Annotated in this window: 17 protein-coding genes; 3 read left to right on the top strand and 14 right to left on the bottom strand. The window is 74.5% G+C overall.

All coding sequences use genetic code 11. From position 1 onward, the window contains the following. Positions 1–33: 33 nt before the first annotated feature. On the bottom strand, positions 34–1,593 hold the full coding sequence (locus ABZY33_RS23620; RefSeq protein WP_356493623.1) for a class I adenylate-forming enzyme family protein: 1,560 nt from the start codon (positions 1,591–1,593) through the stop codon (positions 34–36). A 176-nt stretch (positions 1,594–1,769) separates the two neighbouring features. On the opposite strand from ABZY33_RS23620, the gene ABZY33_RS23625 reads away from it, so the two are divergent. Beyond that, the gene (locus tag ABZY33_RS23625; RefSeq protein ID WP_356493624.1) at positions 1,770–2,252 is read left to right on the top strand and encodes a nuclear transport factor 2 family protein; all 483 of its coding nucleotides are present in this window, start codon (positions 1,770–1,772) and stop codon (positions 2,250–2,252) included. Positions 2,253–2,275: 23 nt separating this feature from the next. Here the strand turns inward: ABZY33_RS23625 and ABZY33_RS23630 are convergent, their stop codons facing one another. From ABZY33_RS23630 to ABZY33_RS23675, 10 genes are all read right to left on the bottom strand, one after another. Next, positions 2,276–3,184 carry an MBL fold metallo-hydrolase gene (locus ABZY33_RS23630; protein WP_356493625.1) on the bottom strand — a complete coding sequence of 303 codons (909 nt, stop codon included), beginning with the start codon at positions 3,182–3,184 and terminating at the stop codon, positions 2,276–2,278. Continuing rightward, positions 3,181–3,444 (bottom strand): acyl carrier protein, encoded by a 264-nt coding sequence (locus tag ABZY33_RS23635; protein ID WP_356493626.1) that lies wholly within the window; start codon positions 3,442–3,444, stop codon positions 3,181–3,183. Before ABZY33_RS23635 ends, ABZY33_RS23630 begins: the two co-directional genes overlap by 4 nt. A gap of 53 nt (positions 3,445–3,497) precedes the next feature. Continuing rightward, complete coding sequence (locus ABZY33_RS23640; RefSeq protein WP_356493640.1) at positions 3,498–4,721, bottom strand: beta-ketoacyl synthase N-terminal-like domain-containing protein; 1,224 nt, start codon at positions 4,719–4,721, stop codon at positions 3,498–3,500. Positions 4,722–4,750: 29 nt separating this feature from the next. Further along, positions 4,751–6,016 (bottom strand): beta-ketoacyl-[acyl-carrier-protein] synthase family protein, encoded by a 1,266-nt coding sequence (locus ABZY33_RS23645; protein WP_356493627.1) that lies wholly within the window; start codon positions 6,014–6,016, stop codon positions 4,751–4,753. A gap of 79 nt (positions 6,017–6,095) precedes the next feature. Then, positions 6,096–6,854 (bottom strand): thioesterase domain-containing protein, encoded by a 759-nt coding sequence (locus ABZY33_RS23650; RefSeq protein WP_356493628.1) that lies wholly within the window; start codon positions 6,852–6,854, stop codon positions 6,096–6,098. 40 nt (positions 6,855–6,894) lie between these two features. After that, complete coding sequence (locus tag ABZY33_RS23655) at positions 6,895–7,716, bottom strand: AfsR/SARP family transcriptional regulator (RefSeq protein WP_356493629.1); 822 nt, start codon at positions 7,714–7,716, stop codon at positions 6,895–6,897. A gap of 240 nt (positions 7,717–7,956) precedes the next feature. Beyond that, the gene (locus tag ABZY33_RS23660; RefSeq protein WP_356493630.1) at positions 7,957–8,784 is read right to left on the bottom strand and encodes a 4'-phosphopantetheinyl transferase superfamily protein; all 828 of its coding nucleotides are present in this window, start codon (positions 8,782–8,784) and stop codon (positions 7,957–7,959) included. Between the two features lie 108 nt (positions 8,785–8,892). Further along, on the bottom strand, positions 8,893–9,651 hold the full coding sequence (locus ABZY33_RS23665; protein WP_356493631.1) for an acyl carrier protein: 759 nt from the start codon (positions 9,649–9,651) through the stop codon (positions 8,893–8,895). Between the two features lie 35 nt (positions 9,652–9,686). Then, positions 9,687–10,328 (bottom strand): ScbR family autoregulator-binding transcription factor, encoded by a 642-nt coding sequence (locus tag ABZY33_RS23670; protein ID WP_356493632.1) that lies wholly within the window; start codon positions 10,326–10,328, stop codon positions 9,687–9,689. A 53-nt stretch (positions 10,329–10,381) separates the two neighbouring features. Beyond that, positions 10,382–11,212, bottom strand: coding sequence for an AfsR/SARP family transcriptional regulator (locus tag ABZY33_RS23675; RefSeq protein ID WP_356493633.1), 831 nt, complete (start codon positions 11,210–11,212; stop codon positions 10,382–10,384). Positions 11,213–11,622: 410 nt separating this feature from the next. Here ABZY33_RS23675 and fdxA point away from each other — a divergent pair, with 410 nt between their 5' ends. Then, complete coding sequence (fdxA, locus tag ABZY33_RS23680) at positions 11,623–11,943, top strand: ferredoxin (protein ID WP_356493634.1); 321 nt, start codon at positions 11,623–11,625, stop codon at positions 11,941–11,943. Between the two features lie 15 nt (positions 11,944–11,958). Here fdxA and ABZY33_RS23685 read toward each other — a convergent pair whose 3' ends face one another. Next, positions 11,959–15,240 (bottom strand): condensation domain-containing protein, encoded by a 3,282-nt coding sequence (locus ABZY33_RS23685; protein ID WP_356493635.1) that lies wholly within the window; start codon positions 15,238–15,240, stop codon positions 11,959–11,961. Positions 15,241–15,824: 584 nt separating this feature from the next. Here ABZY33_RS23685 and ABZY33_RS23690 point away from each other — a divergent pair. Next, positions 15,825–16,634 carry an arginine deiminase-related protein gene (locus ABZY33_RS23690; protein ID WP_356493636.1) on the top strand — a complete coding sequence of 270 codons (810 nt, stop codon included), beginning with the start codon at positions 15,825–15,827 and terminating at the stop codon, positions 16,632–16,634. A 48-nt stretch (positions 16,635–16,682) separates the two neighbouring features. Here ABZY33_RS23690 and ABZY33_RS23695 read toward each other — a convergent pair whose 3' ends face one another. Together ABZY33_RS23695 and ABZY33_RS23700 are read right to left on the bottom strand one after the other, a co-directional pair. After that, a complete protein-coding gene (locus ABZY33_RS23695; protein WP_356493637.1) occupies positions 16,683–17,327 on the bottom strand; it encodes a ScbR family autoregulator-binding transcription factor in 645 nt (214 codons plus the stop codon). 75 nt (positions 17,328–17,402) lie between these two features. After that, positions 17,403–17,582, bottom strand: a 180-nt coding sequence (locus ABZY33_RS23700) for a carboxyl transferase domain-containing protein (protein ID WP_356493638.1), incomplete at its 5' end; no start/stop codon positions are given.

Here is a 17,582-nt window from a genome sequence, read left to right on the forward strand (position 1 = left end):
GGGGGCGGGGCGCGGGGGCGGTGGCCGGGCGGGTCACGCGGCGGCCCGCCGGCTGAGCCGCGTCCGCACCGAGCGGCGTTCGGGTTTGCCGGTGGGGGTGCGCGGCACGGCGTCGATGGCCTCGGCGAGCCGGATGCGTTCGAAGGAGGCGAGGTGTTCGTTGGCCCGCGCGGTGATGGAGTCGAGCGAGTCGGTGGTGCCGGGGGCCGGCACGATGCCCGCCCAGACCAGCGCGCCGTGTGTGGCGTCGGGCCAGTCGGCCACGATGCAGTCGGCGACGCGCGGGTCCTCGCGCAGGACCTCCTCGACGCGGCTGGGCGCGACGATCTCGTTGTCGTGCTTGAAGACGTCGGAGAGCCGGTCGACCAGGCGCAGGTCGTCGTCGTCATCGAGGTAGCCGACGTCACCGGTGGAGAACCAGCCGTCGGCGTCGATCCGCGTCTCGTGGCCGCCTTCGAGGTAGCCGGCCATCACCTGCGGGCCTCTGACCTGGACCTCGCCGGTCGACCAGACCCCGACGGGGCGGCGCGTGGTCAGGTCGACGAGCCGGCACTCGGTGCCGGGCACCACGCCGCCGACCATGCCGGGGCGGTAGCGGCCGGGGTGCTGGCAGTGGGTGAGCGGGGCGAGTTCGGCCATGCCGTAGCCCTGGATGACGGGGACGCCGAGCCGTTCGCGCAGGGTGCGCGCGGCCGGTGCGGCGAGCGCGGAGCCGCCCGAGAGCACGGCGGTCAGCCGCGGCCCGGGGCGCGCCGCGGTGGCCAGTCGTTCGTCGGTGGCCAGGGCGTGCAGGCGGGCGGGCAGCCCGTAGTAGTGGGTGGCTGCGGCCTCGGCGGCGGCGGCCAGGGAGGCGACGGGATCGGGGTCCTGGCACAGCACCTGGCAGGCACCTGCGTAGACACCGGAGTTGAGGTGCATGACGTGGTAGAGCGGCAGGTGGTTCAGGGTGACGGAGCCGGCGTCCAGGTGGTGGGCGAGGGCGGTCTGCTTGGCGTTGGCGACCACGTTGCGGTGGGTCAGGAGCACGCCCTTGGGGCGGCCGGTGGTCCCGGTCGTGAACTGCACGCAGGCGACCGCGCCCGGGTCGGCCGGGCCGTCGCCGGCCGCGGGCCGCGCGGGCACGCCGGCGAGGGCCTGGTGCAGCGGCACCGTTCCACTGGGGACCACCCCGTCGGCCGCGTCCAGGACGACGACCGTGCGCAGCGCGGGCAGGTCGGCGCGGATCTTGGCGAGCACCGCGGCGGTGGCCGCCGGCACGAGGGCGATCTCCACCTGCGCCGCGGCGAGTCCGTGGCGCAGGCCGTCCTCGCCCATCAGCGGGTTGACCAGGACGATGGTGGCGCCGCTGCGGGCGGTGCCGTAGTAGGCGGCGGCGAAGACCGGGTCGAGGACGCTCGCGACCCCGACGCGGACGCCTGCCGCACCGGCGGAGGCCTGGCCGAGGAAGGCGGCGATCCGGTCGGCCCACGCGTCGAGTCCGGCGAAGCCGACCGACCGGTTCGCGGTACGGATCGCGACGCCGTCCGGGTCGCGGCGGGCGGCCCGGCGCAGCAGTCCGTCGATGGAACACTCGGGATGGGCGAAGTTCGGCACCGCTCGTTCTCCTCCGGCTCCGGCGGGGCGGCTGGTCACCGCGGGACGTAACCACCGTCGGCCGGAGCGCTTGAGGAATCTTCGAAGAGCGCTCGATCGGCGCCACAGACAGTGTCGGCAGTCGAGTCAAGGGGCCTGTGCCGAGAGCGGGCCCGGGACGGGAGCGTGGGACGACCATGGCCATCGAGATGCTCACACCGGCCGGAGCCGCCCGCACGGAGCAGGAGTCCGGGGCGCTGTACGCGACGATCCAGCAGTTCTACGCCCACCAGATGCAGCTCTTCGACGCCCACGACGCCGAGCGCTGGGCGGGCACGTTCACGGAGGACGCGGTCTTCGTCGTGCCCACCCTCGACGAGCCGGTGCGCGGACGCGCCGCGCTCGCGGCGAACGTGCGCCGCAACAGGGAGCAGCAGGAGCGCGGCGGGGAGCAGCTGCGGCACTGGATCGGGATGCTCGACGTCCGGCCACAGGCCGACGGGACGCTGCGGACCCGCGCCTACGCGCTGGTGTACGCGACGCCGCGCGGCGGTGAGTCACGGGTGTCGCGGGTGTGCGTGATGGAGGACGTGCTGGTCCGCTCCCGCGGCAAGTGGCGCACCGGCTCCCGCCTGGTCACCCGCGACGACCTCGCCCCGGCCGCCGCGGTGGCGGCCTGAGCGCGCCGGGTGCGGGGCGGCGCTCAGGCCCGGCAGGCCGGCAGGCCGCCGTGGTGCTCGGCCATCTCGCGGAAGAGCGCGGGGATGTCGAGCGGGTCCCCCGGGGCGGCGCCGAGCGCTTCGGCGTAGGCGCGGTGCAGGTTGGGCACGAGGCGCTCGGCGTCGAGCAGCTCCGCGTACGGGCCGGGGCCGGCCTCGCGGGCGGTCTCCAGCGGGGTGAGCCCCGCCGCGATGCCGTCGGCCGCGAGCCGCTGCAGGCGGCGCAGGTACCCCTCGTCGGTGTCGAACAGCTCGGGGCCGCCGACCGGGCCGTGGCCCGGCACGACGGTGACGGCGTCCAGGGCGCGCAGCTGCGCGAGGGCGTGCAGCGACCCCGACACGGAGCCCATCGGGCAGAACGGCGTGACGCCGGCCATCACCACGTCGCCGGTGAACAGCACGCGGGGCCCGGGCAGCCAGACGACGGTGTCGCCGGTGGTGTGGGCGGGGCCGACGTGCAGCAGCCGGGCCCGGTGGTCGCCCAGGTGCAGCTCCATCCGGTCCCGGTAGGTGAGAGCGGGCACGACGATCTCCAGCTCGCCCCAGCACACGTCGGGCCACAGGCCCGTCAGATGCGTTCCCGCCGCCGCGGCGTCCTGCCGGGCCCGTTCGTGGCCGACGACCGTGGCCTCGGGGAAGACGAAGTTGCCGAAGGTGTGGTCGCCGTGGAAGTGGGTGTTGACGACGAACCGCGGCGCCCGGCCCGCCAGCCGCAGCACCTGCTCCCTGAGCCGGCGGGCGCGTGCCTCGGTGGCCACGGTGTCGATCAGCAGACAGGCGTCGTCCGCGACGAGGAGCCCGGCGTTGTTCAGGCACCAGCCGCCGTCGGGCTGCACATAGGCGTGCACGCCGTCGGCGACCTCGCTGAACCGGCCCGCGGTGGCCGCGCTCAAGCCGCTGTCCGCGCGGCCAGCGCCGCGTTGACGAGATCGAGGTACTGGCGCGGCGTCTGGGCGTCGGCCAGCGCGTCCTCGTCGAGCAGCACGTCGTGGTCGCGCTCGACGACACCGGTGACCTGGAGCAGCGCCAGGGAGTCATAGCCCAGGTCCAGGAAGGAGGTGTCCAGGTTGTCGTCGTCCAGGGCGGTGCCCTCGTCCCCGCCGGCGGCGTCGCGCAGCAGGCGGGCGAGTTCGCTCGGCTCCAGCCGTTCCATGTGGTCCTCATTCCTCGGGTGTCTGATGTTCTCGGTGTCTTCGGGGCTCTGCGTCAGTGGGGGCCGCGCAGGACGGTCGCCGCGTTGAATCCGCCGCGCCCCCTGGCCAGGACCAGGGCGTGCCGCAGCCGGGCCGGGCGCGCGGCGCCGGTCACCAGGTCCACGGGACAGTCGTCGGCGACCCGTACGGCGCCCGTCGTCGGCGGGATCACCTGGTCGCGCAGCGCGCACAGGGCGGCCGCGAGGTCGAGGGCGGAGCCGCCCGAACCCAGCCGTCCGGTCAGCGACTTGGGGGCGGTGACGGCGACCGCGCGGGGGCCGAACAGCTCGGCGAGGGCCGCGGCCTCGGCCCGGTCGGCGTTCCGCTCGCCCGCCGCGTCGGCGAAGACCACGTCCACGTCCGCGGGTGCGATCCGGGCGTCCTCCAGGGCGAGCCGGGCCGCGGCGAGCAGCCGGGGGGCGCCGGTGCCGGGCGCCGGGTCGAAGGTCGAGGCGCAGCCCGCCACGGTGCCGAGCACGGCGGCGCCGCGGGCGCGGGCCGCGTCGGCGTCCTCCAGGACGAGCAGGGCCCCGCCCTCACCGGCCACGTGGCCCGAGGCGTCGGCGTCGAAGGGCAGGTAGGCGCGGCGGGCGTCGTCGCGGGTGCTCATGCCGCCCGCGGCCAGTTGCGCGGTCCAGCCCCAGGGGCACAGGGCGGCGTCGAAGCCGCCGGTGAGCACGGCCCGCAGGCCGCCGCGGAGCCGGCGGCGGGCCTGGGCCACGGCGTCCAGGCCGCCCGCCTGTTCGCTGACGACGACGCCGCTGGGCCCCCGCAGTCCGTGCCGGATGGAGATCTGGCCGGAGTTGGCCGCGTAGAACCAGGCGAAGGACTGGTAGGCGCCCACGTGCCGGCGGCCCTTGCTCCACAGCGCCTGCAGTTCGCGCTGGCCGAACTCGAAGCCGCCCATGGCGTTGGCGGTGACGACGCCCATGGCGTAGTCGGGCAGGTTGCGCGGGTCGAGGTCCGCGTCGGCCAGCGCCTCGGCGGCCGCGGCGAGCGAGAGCCGTGTCACCCGGTCCGTCTGCGGCAGCAGTCGCGCCGGTACGTGCTCCTCGTCGGCGAAGCCGGTGACCTCGCCGGCGAGGGTGGCCGGGTAGCCGCGGGCGTCGAAGCGGGTGAGGGGGGCGATGGCGTTCTCGCCGCGCAGCGCCGCCTCCCACCAGGCCCGTACGCCGATGCCGCCGGGGGCGACGACGCCGAGTCCGGTGACGGCCGCGCGCACGCCGCGCCACTCCATCAGGCCGGTGTGTTCGGTGGCGGTGGCGGTCACGCGGCCACCCCCAGGCGCCGGGTGGTGAGCACCATCGCGCTCTGGAACCCGCCGAAGCCGGAGCCGACGCTGAGCACGGTGTCGGTACGCTGCTCGCGCGCGGTCAGCGGCGTGTAGTCGAGGTCGCAGGCCGGGTCGGGGTCGTGCAGGTTGGCGGTGGGCGGCACCGTGTCGTGGGTGATGGCCAGGGCGCTGGCGGCGATCTCCAGGGCGCCGATCGCGCCGAGCGAGTGGCCGATCATCGACTTGATGGAGCTGACCGGTACCCGGTGCGCGTGCTGCCCCAGGCTCGTCTTGAACGCGGCCGTCTCGTGCTGGTCGTTCTGCCGGGTGCCCGAGCCGTGGGCGTTGACGTAGTCGACGGCGGTGGCGTCCAGGCGGGCCTCGTCGAGGGCGATCCGGATGGCCTCGGCCATCTCGTCGCCGTCCAGGCGCAGTCCGGTCATGTGGTACGCGTTGGAGCGGGTGGCGAACCCGGCGATCTCCGCGTAGACGCGGGCCCCGCGGCGCAGCGCCCGCTCGTACTCCTCCAGGACGAGCACCGCGCTGCCCTCGCCGAGCACGAACCCGTTGCGGGTCCGGTCGAAGGGCCGGGAGGCGGTCCCGGGGTCGTCGTTGTGCACGGAGGTGGCGCGGATCGCGTCGAACGAGGCGAGCGTGATGGGGGTGATGGGTGCCTCGGCGGCGCCCGCCACCATCACGTCGGCGCTGCCCTCGCGGATCAGTTCGACGGCGTGGCCGAGCGCGTCGAGCCCGGAGGTGCAGCCGGTGGAGACGACGGAGACCGGCCCCAAGGCGCCGCTGTCGCGCGCCACTTCGGCCGCCACCGAACTCGGCACGAGGTAGTCGCCGAGCCGGGCCTCGGCCCGGGTGTGGTCGATGAGCCAGCGGCTGCCGGCCTCGCTGACGTGCCCGTACACCTCGTCCAGGCCGGTGCTGCAGCCGACCGCGGTGCCCAGGGTGACGCCGGTGCGCTCCCCGTCGGCGCCGCCCGCGAGCCCGCTGTCGGCGACGGCCTCGCGGGCGGCGACCAGGGCGAACTGGGCGACCCGGTCCAGGCGGCGGGCCTCGGCGGGGGCGAAGCCGTGCGCGGCCGGGTCGAAGTCGGCCTCGGCGGCGATCTGCGAGCGGAACGTGGCGGCGTCGAACAGGGTGATGCGGCGGGTGGCGGTACGCCCTTCGGAGAGCAGCGACCAGAATGCCTCTCTGCCCACGCCGCCCGGCGCGACCACCCCGATGCCGGTGATGACGACTCGTCTCATCGGTTGCCCTTCATGTCAGTCGGCTCCTGTGCGGGTCGTGGGCCGGTTCCGGTCGCACGCGTCACCGGCCGTCGGTCGCTCATCGGCCGGCGGTGACGGGTGCGAGGCGCCGCACCACCCGGCCCGCGCGCCCGATCAGGCGCGGCAGTTCACGCTCGCGTACGAAGAAGTGGTCGCCCGGCACCGTGCGCCGCGCGAACGGTCCGGTGGTCCAGCGCCGCCACCCGGCCACCGCGTCGGGCGGGGCCAGCGGGTCGTCGCGGCCCGCGACGGCCAGCACCGGTACGTCGAGCGTGCCCGCGGACGAGGGCCGGCGGGCCGCGGCGCGCAGGGCGTCGGCGAGCAGCAGGTCGTCGCGGAGCACGGGCAGGACGACGCGGTGCCAGATCCCGCCGGGCTCGGCGCCGCCAGGCAGTCCCCCGAGGCCGCCGAGGAGCCGCAGCACCTCCTCGTCCGGGGCACGGCAGGCGTCGGAGAGCCCCACGGCCCGGTCCGGCGGCGGGCAGGCGCCGACGACGAGCAGGGCAGGGGCGGGCAGACCCGCTTCGCGCAGGGCCCGGGCGAGTGTGTAGGCGACCAGGGCGCCCAGGCTGTGCCCGTAGAGCAGGTAGGGGTCCTGGCGTGTCTCGTCGTCCGCCGTCAGCCGCGGCAGCAGTTCGGCGAGCAGGGCGTCGCGGCCGGTGAGGCGCGGCTCGCGGCGCCGGTGGTCGCGGCCGGGCAGCAGGTGCGGGACGGCGACGGCGCCGTGGCCGAGGCCGCGGCTCCAGCCGGCGAAGGAGGAGACCCCTGCCCCGGCGTGGGCGAAGCAGTGGATGCGCAGGGGCCGTTCGTCGGACATGCGGCGTTCTCCTCCGGGTCGTACGGCACGTGCCGGGCGCTCAGGCCGCGTACAGGCTGAAGGTGGAGCCGCGGCGCGGGCCGCAGACGACGTCGAGGGCCGGGTCGACCGAGAGCATCGCCTGGTGCAGGCGCTGGAGCTGGGGCGAGGGCTCGACGCCGAGGTCCTCCACGAGCCGCAGGCGCAGCTTGCGGTAGACGTCGAGCGCGGTGGCCTGGCGCCCGGAGCGGTACAGCGCCACCATCGCCTGCGAGTGGAGTCCCTCGTGCTGGGGGTGGCGGGCGATCAGGTCGGCGAGTTCGGCGATGACCTCGGAGTGCCGGCCGAGCCGCAGATCGGCGTCGATGCGGCGCTCGACGGTGACGAGCCGGCTCTCTTCCAGCCGCATCACCTCGATCTCCAGGATCGGGCCGGTGCCGACATCCACCAGGGCGGTGCCGTCCCACATGGCGAGCGCGGCGCGGAACTGGGCCGCGGCCTGCTCGTCGTCGCCCGTCTCGAACGCCGCCTGGCCCCCGGTGACGAGTTGTTCGTAGCGGTGCACGTCGACGCAGTCGGGGGACACCTGAAGGAGGTATCCGCCGTGCCGGGTCGCGAGCACGTCCTTGGCGGTGCCGGGCGCGCCCGGCCCCATCGCCGTGCCGAGTCGTCGGCGCAGCTGCAGTATGTAGGTCTGCAGCGTGGTCATCGCACTCTGGGGCATGTTGCTGCCCCAGATCTCTTCCATGAGCGTGGACACCGGCACGACGCGGCCCGGATAGAACGACAACAGCGCGAGAATCTGCCTCGGCTTGCCGGCGGTCGGCACGATGGACACCCCGTTGACGTCGGCGCTCAACGGGCCCAGAACCTGAATCTGCACGGCTTCCTCCCATACCCGGTCGAGTCCGCGGTGGTTCGAAACCACCGGCGCGTCGCACCGTAGCCCTGTTCTCATGGCCGCCTCCGGTATCTCCACCGCAGCTCAAGTCCGTCTCCACGGCGGCCGCCGGGGGTGCCGGACCCGGCCCCGGACATGGCTGTGCCCCCGCCGTCCGGCGGGGGCGGCGCCCCCTCGGACGGCGGGTTCCCGGTCAGCTCGGGGCATCCGCGGCGGTACCTCTCAGGGCGCTCCCACCGACGGTGGCAGGGGTTCGCGCCGGGGGGCGTCGCGGCTCCAGGGGAAGCCGTGGTGCAGGTCGAGTACGACCTGTTCGTCGGAGCCCGTCATGACGGTGACGGCGACCAGGACGTCCGGTTCGGGCTCCAGCTCCGCGAAGCGCCACCGCCCCGGGGGTTCGTCGTCCGGTGGCCGGAAGGCGAGCACGCCCTTGTCCTCGGCGAGCGTGAACGCGAAGGAGTCGAAGGAGAGTCCGAGGCCGAGGCCGCGCGCCTTGGCATACGCCTCTTTGAGCGTCCACAGCCGCAGGATCCTGCGGTCGCGCGCCCGGCCGGGGGCGGCCGCGGCCACCCAGGCGATCTCCTCGGGCGCGAAGCTCTCCACGATGCTGTCGAAGCCGCGGCCGTCGCGGTCGAGCCGTTCCACGTCGACGCCGATGCGGTGGCGGCGCACCACCCCGAGCAGGTTGTACCCGCCGGCGTGCGACAGGTTGAAGTCCAGTTCCCGGCCGCCGCGCGGGAGTCCTTCCACGGGCTTGCGCAGGAACGGCCGGCCCCGCGACGAGCGCCAGAGCACGGCCTCCGCCTCGGGGATGCCGCTCTCCAGGGCCAGGACGCGGCGCACGAGCGCGTGCGCGACCAGGTACTGGCGCCGGTCACGGTCGAACAGGAAGCGCCCGGCGGTCTCCTGTTCCTGTTCGTCCAGCCAGCGCGACGCGAGCACGGCGGCGATGGCGGGGGCGAGGGCCTCGTTGGGGCAGAACCACAGCTTGACGGGGGCCGTGGTCCGTATCTCCCGCTCGGGCCGCTCCACCGGTGCGGGAGACGTCATGAGGCCGCCTCTCCGTCGCGGCCGGCCCCGCCTCGGTGGGATATGGCGTACAGGTCCATGTCAGTCTGCCGTCTGTCCTCTGCCGTCTGTCTTCCGCCGTCCGTCGCCTCAGTCCTGACGGGGCATCAGGCCGAGGGCCTGGTCCACGGTGATCCGTCCGTCGCGCACCGCGTCGAACAGCTCCTCCATCGGGACCGACCCCTCGCTCCCGTGCTGCGCCACGGCGGCCGGATCGGGGCCCACGGGCAGCTGCGCCGAGATGTGGGCAGCCAGCGCCATGAGGTCCGGGTGCTCGTACAGCGCCCCGGGGCGCTCCTCCAGCCGGTAGACGAGGTTGATGACGGAGACGAACTCCGCGGCCAGCTGCGGGTCCAGGCCGAGGGCGGTGAACGGTTCGGAGGTGTCGATGTCCCACGGGTCGCAGCACAGGATGCGGGCGATCTCCTCGCGCAGGACGTCCAGGACGGGCGGCGCGGGCAGGGTGACGGGGGCCGCGGGCGCCTGGGTCCGCGGCGCCGCGCCGGGCGGCATCGCCATCGGCATGGGCACCGCCATCGGCATCATCGGCGCGGGGGCCGGGCCGGCCGGCGCCGTCTCGCGTGCCATGTGGCGGGCGAAGCCCAGCGGGGTGGGGTGGTCGAGGAGGGCGGCGGCCTTGATCGCGGTGCCGAAGTGGGCGTTGACAGTGGCGACGTACTCGACGGAGAGCAGCGAGTCGACGCCACAGGTGCGGAACGTGTGCTCCGGGTCGATCTTCTCCGGCTTGATGTGCAGGACGTCGGCGAGGATGCGCACGACCTCGGTGAGCACGTCGGCGTCGTGGGCGGCGGGCACCGCCGAGCGGGCGGTCAGCTGTTCGCGGGACATGGTGGGGCTCCTATGGGTCCTGGGTGGGGTGGGTGTCACCTGACGCCGGCCAGGTCTCCCAGGGGCTCGGGCGCGCGGGTGCGGTACCGGGCCACCTCGTCGGGCGGTACGAGCAGGGTGAGGAGCAGTTCCCACGAGGCGGCGAGCCGCGGGCCGAGTTCGTCACGGGGCACTGCCCTGGCCACGGCGGCGAGCCCGCACACCATCGCCCACAGCAGCGTCGCCGCTCCCTCGCCGCGTCCGTCGTCGCGCAGGGTGCCGCTCTCCGCGGCCCGGCGCAGCAGCCGCAGTACTTCGCGGTTCCAGACCCGGTGGAAGTCGGTGACCGGGGGTTCCCGGTCGACGCACTCGTGGGTGATCCGCAGTCCGGCGCCGACGACCGGGTCGTCGCGCAGTGCGCGGGACAGCCAGTGCGTCATGTCGATCAGTACCTGTACGGGCGGGACGCCGGACTCCTCCCGCTGCCGCAGGAACTCCACGAGCCGGGCGCTGCCTTCGCGCTGCACGGCGTCGGCGAGCTCGTCCTTGGACGCGAAGTGGAAGTACAAGGCGCCCTTCGTCACGCCGGTGACCGCGACGATCCGTCCCAGGGTGGCGCTGGCGTAGCCGTACTCGTCGAACATGCGCGCGCCCGCCTGGATCAGGTTGTGCCGTGTCCGTTCCGACCTGGCCTGCATCGCCGCTCATCTCTCCCGGTGCTGGAGGGGCCAAGAACCTTCGGGTGCGGCGGTCAGCCCACCCGGGTCAGGCGCTCGTGATCGGCGCCGGCCGTCTCCGTGGTGTGCTCGGGACCGGCCATGAGGATCGAGCGCTGCAACCGGCGCAGACCGGACGAGGGCTCGAGTCCCAGCTCGCGGACGAGCGTCACCCGCAGCCGCTGGTAGACGTCGAGCGCCTCGCTGCGGCGTCCCGAGCGGTGCAGGGCGAGCATGAACTGGGCGTGCAGGTTCTCGTGCGTGCGGTAGCGGCTGACCAGGACGGTCAGTTCGCCGAGGAGTTCACGGTGCCGGCCGAGCCGCAGGTCGGCCTCGATGCGCTGGTCGAGCGCGCACAGCCGGGTCTCCTCCAGGCGCTTGGCCTGCATCTCCAGCTGTGGCCCCGACTGCACGTCGGCGAGGGCGGAGCCGCCCCACAGGGCGAGGGCGTCGCCCAGCTCACGGGCCGCGCGCGGGAAGTCGCCCGCGTCCATGGCGCGGTAGCCGAGCCCGGCGAGCCGGTCGAACTCGCGTACGTCGCTGGAGCCGCCGGAGGTGTGCAGCACATAGCCGCCCGGCGCGGTCGCGAGCACGTCCTTGGGGGTGCGCGCCGGGGCGCCCTCCGGGTCCTTCTCCAGCGCTGTCGCGATCATCTCCCGCAGCTGCAGTACGTAGGTCTGCAGTGTGGTGCGCGCGCTGCGCGGCGGGCAGTCGCCCCAGAGCTCCTCCATGAGCGAGGCGACCGGGACGACCTGGTCGGCGTGGAGGGCCAGCAGAGCCAGCACCTGTCGCGGCTTGGGCGCCCTCGGTGCCACCGAGACCCCGTTCTCCCTGACGGCCAACGTGCCGAGTACTTCGATGTCCACGCCGTGTCCCCTCTTCGTGCATGAGTCATCAGTCCCCCGAGGCACGTTCCGCTCTCTGTCTCGGTAGGTCGAGTTAAAAACAGGACGGACGGTTTGTCAATACCAAACCGTCCGCGCTGTTTTAATACTTCCTCATGCCACCTCAAGGATCGCTCGGAGTGCAAGTTAAGGGCTGAAAATAGCCCGAATGAGACATACGCCGTACAGGAAAACAGGGAAAGTTGACGCTTCGACCACACAAAACCGCAGCTAAAGCAGTCCTTGCGGTCTGTTCTTGGGGTGGGCGGGGCGGTATCGGCCCGCCCACCCCTCCCCCACGGGCCGATCCCCGCTCCAGTTCGTCACGAGTCGCGGCCGCTCGAATGACGGGGCTGCGAGCATCCGGATTCCATCGAGAGGGCGCCACACCCATGACGTACGTGATCGCTCAGCCCTGCGTCGACGTCCAGGACAAGGCGTGCATCGAGGAATGCCCCGTGGACTGCATCTACGAGGGTCCGCGCATGCTCTACATCCACCCCGAGGAATGCGTCGACTGCGGCGCCTGCGAGCCGGTCTGCCCGGTCGAGGCGGTCTTCTACGAGGACGACCTGCCGCAGCAGTGGGCGCCGTTCGGACCCGCCGCCGCCGAGGTGTTCGAAGAGATCGGCTCCCCGGGCGGCGCGTCCGCCTCGGGGCCGCTCGCCGGTGACCACCCGGTGATCGCCGGCCCGGCCCCCGCCTCGGCCTGAACCGGCCGGGGGCTCTCAGTCGTGGGCGGGCTGCCGGGCCGCCTCACCGAGCAGCCGCGCCAGGTCGCCCACCGCCGCGTCGGTGTCCGCGCCGGCCGCCAGGACGACGGCTCTGGTGCGGCAGCCGTCCGCCGCGAGGCGCCGGGCCGTCTCGTACGCGTCCGCCCCGCCGCCCGAGAAGGCGACCAGCAGCGGCTGCCTGCCCGCCTCGGCCAGGGCGCGCAGCGCGCCGTGCCAGGCCCTGGGGCCGTCCGGCGCCTGGCGCAGCAGGATGACCGTCTCCGGCCCCGCGTACTGCCGGGACAGCCGGGTGTACCAGGCCCGGGGCGCGCCCGGTGACGGCACCAGGCAGATGACTCCGCCCGCCCCCTCCCCCTGCCGCAGGGTCAGGAAAGCGGGCTGGGCGGAGGCCGTCACCGACAGTTCGTCGAGGAGTTCGGCGATGGGGGTCGACTCGTCGGCCTCGTGGGGCAGTTCGCGCAGCAGGTCGGCGCAGTCGGCGAGCAGAGTGGTGCCGTCCGCGAGGCGGGCGCGGTCGTGGATCACGGAGAGCATCAGGCCGCCGGCCCCGTCGCGGCGGGCGACGAGCGTGACCGGGAAGGCGTTCGCGGCGCCCGTGGTCTCGGGGAACTCCATCCGGATGCCGTGGGCGGCGAAGGAGGCCTCCAGCCGGCGCAGCGGGTCGAGGCCGCTCTCGAAGACGAGCAGGCTCTCGGTCGTCCGGCCGGGCGCCGGGGAGGTGTCCTTACCGGTGGTCCAGCCGTGGATCTGACCGGCCGAGACCCACTCGTAGGAGGACAGGTCGATGGCCTGGTCGCGCAGGGCGGCCAGCAGGTCGGGCACGGTGGCGGCGGGGTCGACCTCGACCGAGACGGGCAGCGAGTTGCGCAGGGCACCGGGCAGCAGCTCCACGCCCTCCAGCGGGATGCCCCGCCCGGAGACCGCCACGCTGAACCGCACCGGCATCGAACCGTCGGCGCCCGCGGCCCGGTACAGCAGCAGCGCCCAGGCGGCCTGGAGCGCGCCGCTCTCCGTGGCGCCCCACCGGGCGGCCCACGCGTCGAGACGGGCGGCCTCGGCGGAGGTGAGCCGTACCCGGGACCGCCCGGGACCGCTCTCCCCGGCGGCGGGCGTGGCCGGGGAGCGGGCCGGCACCGGGGCCGCGGGGCGCAGGTCGGAGCGGAGCCAGAAGTCCCGGGCCGCGGCGAGGTCCTGGGCCTCGATCCAGTGGGCGTGGTCCCGGACGTCGGGGCGCCGGTCGCCGCCCGGCAGCGGGCCGTCCGTGAGGTAGGCGCGGCAGAACTCCGCCACGAGTAGCCGCACGCTCCAGGTGTCGAGCAGCGCCAGGTGGTACGTGAGCAGCACGCGCGTGGCCCGCACGGTCGTGCCGTCGTCCCAGGGGCCGTCGAGCAGGGTGATCCGCAGCGGTCCCGGGGAGCGCGGGTCGAGTCCGCGTCTGCGGTCGGCCATGAAGGCGTCGGGCCGGGCGCCGGCGTGCGTGATGCGCACCACCTCCGGCACGATCCGGTCGTGAATGGTGATCATGGGGTCCGGGCCGTGGTCGAACGCCGACCGCAGGGCGGCCTCCCGGTCGAAGACGGCCTGCCAGGCCGCCGTGAACCGGTCGGGGTCCAGCGGCCCGTGCCAGACCCAGCTGAGCTGTTCGATCTGCCGGCCGGTCCCGGGGTGCGCGTCGGCGTCGGCCAGCAGTTCGCGCTGGACCGGGGTGGCGGTGACGGCGGTCGTCGCGGCGGGCACGGCGCCGGCGCCTTCGGCCAGCTCCTCCAGGACGTCCCGCACCGCGCTCAGCAGCCGGGCGGCCGACTCCTCGCCGACGCCGTCACGGGCGGCGGGCAGCCAGTCGAGCCCGACACACAGCCGGCCGCCGCGGACCCGGGCGTCGACGTCGAGCGCGTACGAGACGGCGCCCCGCTGCGCCTGCCGGGGCGCGCGGACGCGCGCGTCCGGGGTGAACCGCACCAGCACCGGTACGGGCTCGCGCAGCGCGAGCCGGAGCATCGGGTCGGGGGCGTACTCGCGGCACGCGCCGAACGCGCCGCGCCCCAGGTCACCGAGGACCGCCGCGGACCGGGAGAGGAAGGAGCGCGCGGCCTCCTCGCGGCCGCCGTCGAGCAGCACCGGCTCGGTCTCGACGAGCGGCCCGACCGTCCGGGCGAGCGCCGGGCCGCCCTGGCGGCCGTCGACACACACGTCGAACGAGGCACGCTCGGTGCCCCGCCACCGGATGAGGGCGAGTCCCATGGCTCCGGTGAGCAGTTGGGCGGGGGTGAGGCCGTAGCGCCGGGAGACGGCGCCGCTCAGCCGGGCGGTGGCCGCGCGGCCCAGGGCGAAGCCGGGGTGGCGGCGCGGCTCGCCGGCCGGCAGCGGGGCGCGCGGACGGAACGCGCGGGCGGCCGCCCGGCCTTCGGCGACGGTGTGCCAGCGGTCGGTCTCGCGGGGTGCGGTGGCGACGACGGGCAGCGCCGCGCTCCAGTCCGTGTACCGCACGTCCTCGGCCGCCGGTTCCTCGCCGGGCCGGGCGAGGGCGGCCCGCAGCTCGGCCATCAGGATGTCCAGGGAGTGCTGGTCGGCGACGAGTTCGTGGGCCAGCACCACGAGCCTGCGCCGCTTGCGCAGCAGCAGGGCGCACAGGGTGTCACCGGCGGCGGGGTCGAGGCGGCGGGCCGCGGCGGCGACGGCCTCGTGCTCGCGGGCCCGCGCGACACCGGTGAGGTCCACGCACGCGGGCGCGCGGACGAGCGGCACCGGGTGGATGCCGCCGCCGTCCCGCGCCTCGATCCGGGCACCGAGCAGCGGGTGCGCCCGGGCCAGGGCGCGCAGGGCGCCGTCCACCTCGGCCGGGTCGAACGGCTCGGTCGCGTTCACCGCTCTGACGAGCGGCTCGGCCGGGGTGTCCGCGGCCGCCCGGACCAGGCCGAGCTGGGCCGGGGCGAGCGGGACGGCCGGTCCGCCGCGGGCGGTGAGCAGGTCGGCGACGAGTCCGGCCGGGAAGGGGCCGGGGCGCTCGAGCGGACCGTCGCCGCCCGCCGGGGTCCGCGGCCGGGGTTCGACGTGCAGCAGGTGGTGGTCGGGTCCGAGCCGCTGCAACCGGTGGCGCCAGGGGCCGCCGGGGGTGCGCCGGGCGGCGTGGTCGAGCGCCGCCGAGACCCGGTCCGCGGGCAGCGGGCCACGGACCTCCAGGACGGGCGGGACGTGATGGGGCGACTGTCCGGGGTCGACGACCACGGTCATCGACGGGTCGGCGCGGCGCTCCGCGGTGGCACGGCCGTTGTTCATGGGCATCCCGGGGCAGGGCCCCTACCCCCTCTCACGCAGCGAAACGCTTTCGCCTTGTCCGAGCACGGTAGCGCCGCCCGCGAGACGGGTGCCGAATTCTTTAGCGGCTCTGCAGCCCTGCCCCATCGGCTCTCAGCCGCCGGGGCGCGCACGGATTTCCCACGTGCGTAGCCCGCCCTCCGGATGGGGGAATGGGGAGGGCGGGCCGCAGGGCGGTGCTACCGCCACGCACCACTCTGGGACAGCGCTCTCGAAAAGCACCGGAGCAGGGCTACAGCGGACGGAAAGCGCGGTGGGGTGGGCGCGGGCGGCGAGGCGCAGACCTCCAGGCAGCCGCCGCGCAAGGTGTCCCGCCGGCGGGACGGACGCCGGGAATCAGAGGCGTTGCCGGCGGATTCGGGGCGTGGCGATACTCGCCATCACGCCCGTGAACTCCTGTGACAGGCGGGGAAGTCGGCGGCCGGCCCGCGGTATCCGTACCGCCGGTTCCCGCCGTGTTCCCTGCCCGTCGGTCGTGCGCGGAATCCGGGTACGCACACGGTTTTCGCGATGCCGCGTACGCCGTAAGCCTTCTGGAGGCCTCTTTGAATTCGGAACTGCTGATGTGCGACGCCACGCATTTCCGCATCGACTACGTCATCAACCCGTACATGGACACCGGTGTCCAGCCGGACGGCCTGGCCGTGCTCGCCGAGCACGAGGCCATCGAGAAGGCGCACGTGGCGGCCGGCCGGACGGTCAGCCGCATGGAGTCGGCCCGGGAGTGCCCGGACATGGTGTACACGGCCAACGGCGCCTTCGTGAGCGCGCGGCGCGCGGTCCTCGGCGCGCCGCCGGCCGCCCGCCGCCCCGAGATACCGCACTTCCGGGCCTGGCTCAGGGGCCATGGTTTCGACGTGCTGGACGCGCCGTACGACTTCAGCGGCCAGGGCGACGCGCTGCCGTGCGGGCCGTTCCTGCTCGCCGGGTACGGGCAGCGCACCGACCGCCGGATGCACGGGGTCCTGGCCGACGTGCTCGGGTACGACGTGGTGGCGCTGCGCACGACCGGCGAGCAGTGGTACGACCTGGACCTCACCCTCGCGGTGATCGACGCGCACACCGTCGCCTACTGCCCCCAGGCGCTGGACGGCCCGAGCGGGCAGCGGCTGCGCGCCCTGGGGCTCGATCTGATCGAGGTGGGCGTGGACGAGGCGAGTACGTTCGCCCTGAACCTGATCAGCGACGGCGCCACGGTGACCATGACCACCGGCGCGCCGCGGCTCCGCGACACGCTGCGCGAACGCGGTCTCGACGTGGTCGAGCTGGACACCACGGAGCTGCGCAAGGGCGGCGGCGGTGTGCGCTGCACCGCCCTCACGTTGGACAACCAGCCGCCCCCGCAGGCCCGTTGACCTCGCGGCCCCTCCTCGTACCCGTGCCGCGGGTACCAGGAGGGGCCGCTACCGCTCCAGGACGTCCACCGCGGTCTGGGCCCTGCCCCCCGCGGGCCAGGCGGAGACCAGGACGTCATCGGTGGCGATACCGGACAGCAGGAGCTTCCAGAACCCCACGATCCGCCGCTCGGCGAGCCACTGCGGATCGCCGCCGGCCAGCACCTCCAGGCCGACGGTCACCGCCACGATCGCCGCGGCGGCGTCGTCCGGCTCCACGCCGGGGGCCAGATGCCCGTCCGCCTCGGCGCGGCGCATCGTCTCCTCGACCCACGCCTGCCAGGTACGCATCAGCGCGGTGTCGCCGCCCAGGGCGCGTTCGGCGCTGAGATCGAATCCGGCCCGGACGACGATGTCCTCCAGGAGACGGCCCACCAGCCCGTGCGTGGCGTCGACGAGGGACTGGAGCGCGTTCGTCCCGCTGCGGTCCGAGACCTGGACGAGCTGGCGGATCACCTCGACGGCCGCTTCCTCGACGGCCTGGGCGAGCGCCTTCTTGTTCGCGAAGTGGAAGTGCAGCGCGCCGTTGCTGACACCTGCCCGCTTGCTGATCGTCGCGAGGGAGGAGGGGACGTACCCCTCCTCCGCGAAGACCGCGGCCGCGGCCTGGATCAACGACTTCCTCGTGCGCACCGCACGTTCCTGCTTGACCATTCAACTTCTCCTGTGGCCTTCGGCGGTCGGGAGCCGTGGCTCCGGCCCGCCGTGGTGATGCGGGGGTGCAGGGGGTCACTGCGGCGGATTGCCGTGCTTACGAGACGGCAGATCGGCGTGCTTGGTCCGGAGCATCGCGAGCGAGCGGATGAGTACGTCACGGGTCTCGGCGGGGTCGATGACGTCGTCGACCAGGCCGCGCTCGGCCGCGTAGTAGGGGTGCATCAGCTCGGCCTTGTACTCCTTGACCATGCG

The sequence above is a fragment of the Streptomyces sp. NPDC006552 genome, assembly GCF_040611655.1.
Lineage (GTDB): Bacteria > Actinomycetota > Actinomycetes > Streptomycetales > Streptomycetaceae > Streptomyces.

Excerpts from the sequence above, each read along its gene's own strand:
- ABZY33_RS23625 (WP_356493624.1), top strand. The coding sequence starts at position 1,770 with ATGGCCATCGAGATGCTCACACCGGCCGGAGCCGCCCGCACGGAGCAG.
- ABZY33_RS23635 (WP_356493626.1), bottom strand. The coding sequence starts at position 3,444 with ATGGAACGGCTGGAGCCGAGCGAACTCGCCCGCCTGCTGCGCGACGCC.
- ABZY33_RS23640 (WP_356493640.1), bottom strand. The coding sequence starts at position 4,721 with ATGGAGTGGCGCGGCGTGCGCGCGGCCGTCACCGGACTCGGCGTCGTC.
- ABZY33_RS23645 (WP_356493627.1), bottom strand. The coding sequence starts at position 6,016 with ATGAGACGAGTCGTCATCACCGGCATCGGGGTGGTCGCGCCGGGCGGC.
- ABZY33_RS23650 (WP_356493628.1), bottom strand. The coding sequence starts at position 6,854 with ATGTCCGACGAACGGCCCCTGCGCATCCACTGCTTCGCCCACGCCGGG.
- ABZY33_RS23660 (WP_356493630.1), bottom strand. The coding sequence starts at position 8,784 with ATGACGTCTCCCGCACCGGTGGAGCGGCCCGAGCGGGAGATACGGACC.
- ABZY33_RS23665 (WP_356493631.1), bottom strand. The coding sequence starts at position 9,651 with ATGTCCCGCGAACAGCTGACCGCCCGCTCGGCGGTGCCCGCCGCCCAC.
- ABZY33_RS23670 (WP_356493632.1), bottom strand. The coding sequence starts at position 10,328 with ATGCAGGCCAGGTCGGAACGGACACGGCACAACCTGATCCAGGCGGGC.
- fdxA (WP_356493634.1), top strand. The coding sequence starts at position 11,623 with ATGACGTACGTGATCGCTCAGCCCTGCGTCGACGTCCAGGACAAGGCG.
- ABZY33_RS23685 (WP_356493635.1), bottom strand. The coding sequence starts at position 15,240 with ATGAACAACGGCCGTGCCACCGCGGAGCGCCGCGCCGACCCGTCGATG.
- ABZY33_RS23695 (WP_356493637.1), bottom strand. The coding sequence starts at position 17,327 with ATGGTCAAGCAGGAACGTGCGGTGCGCACGAGGAAGTCGTTGATCCAG.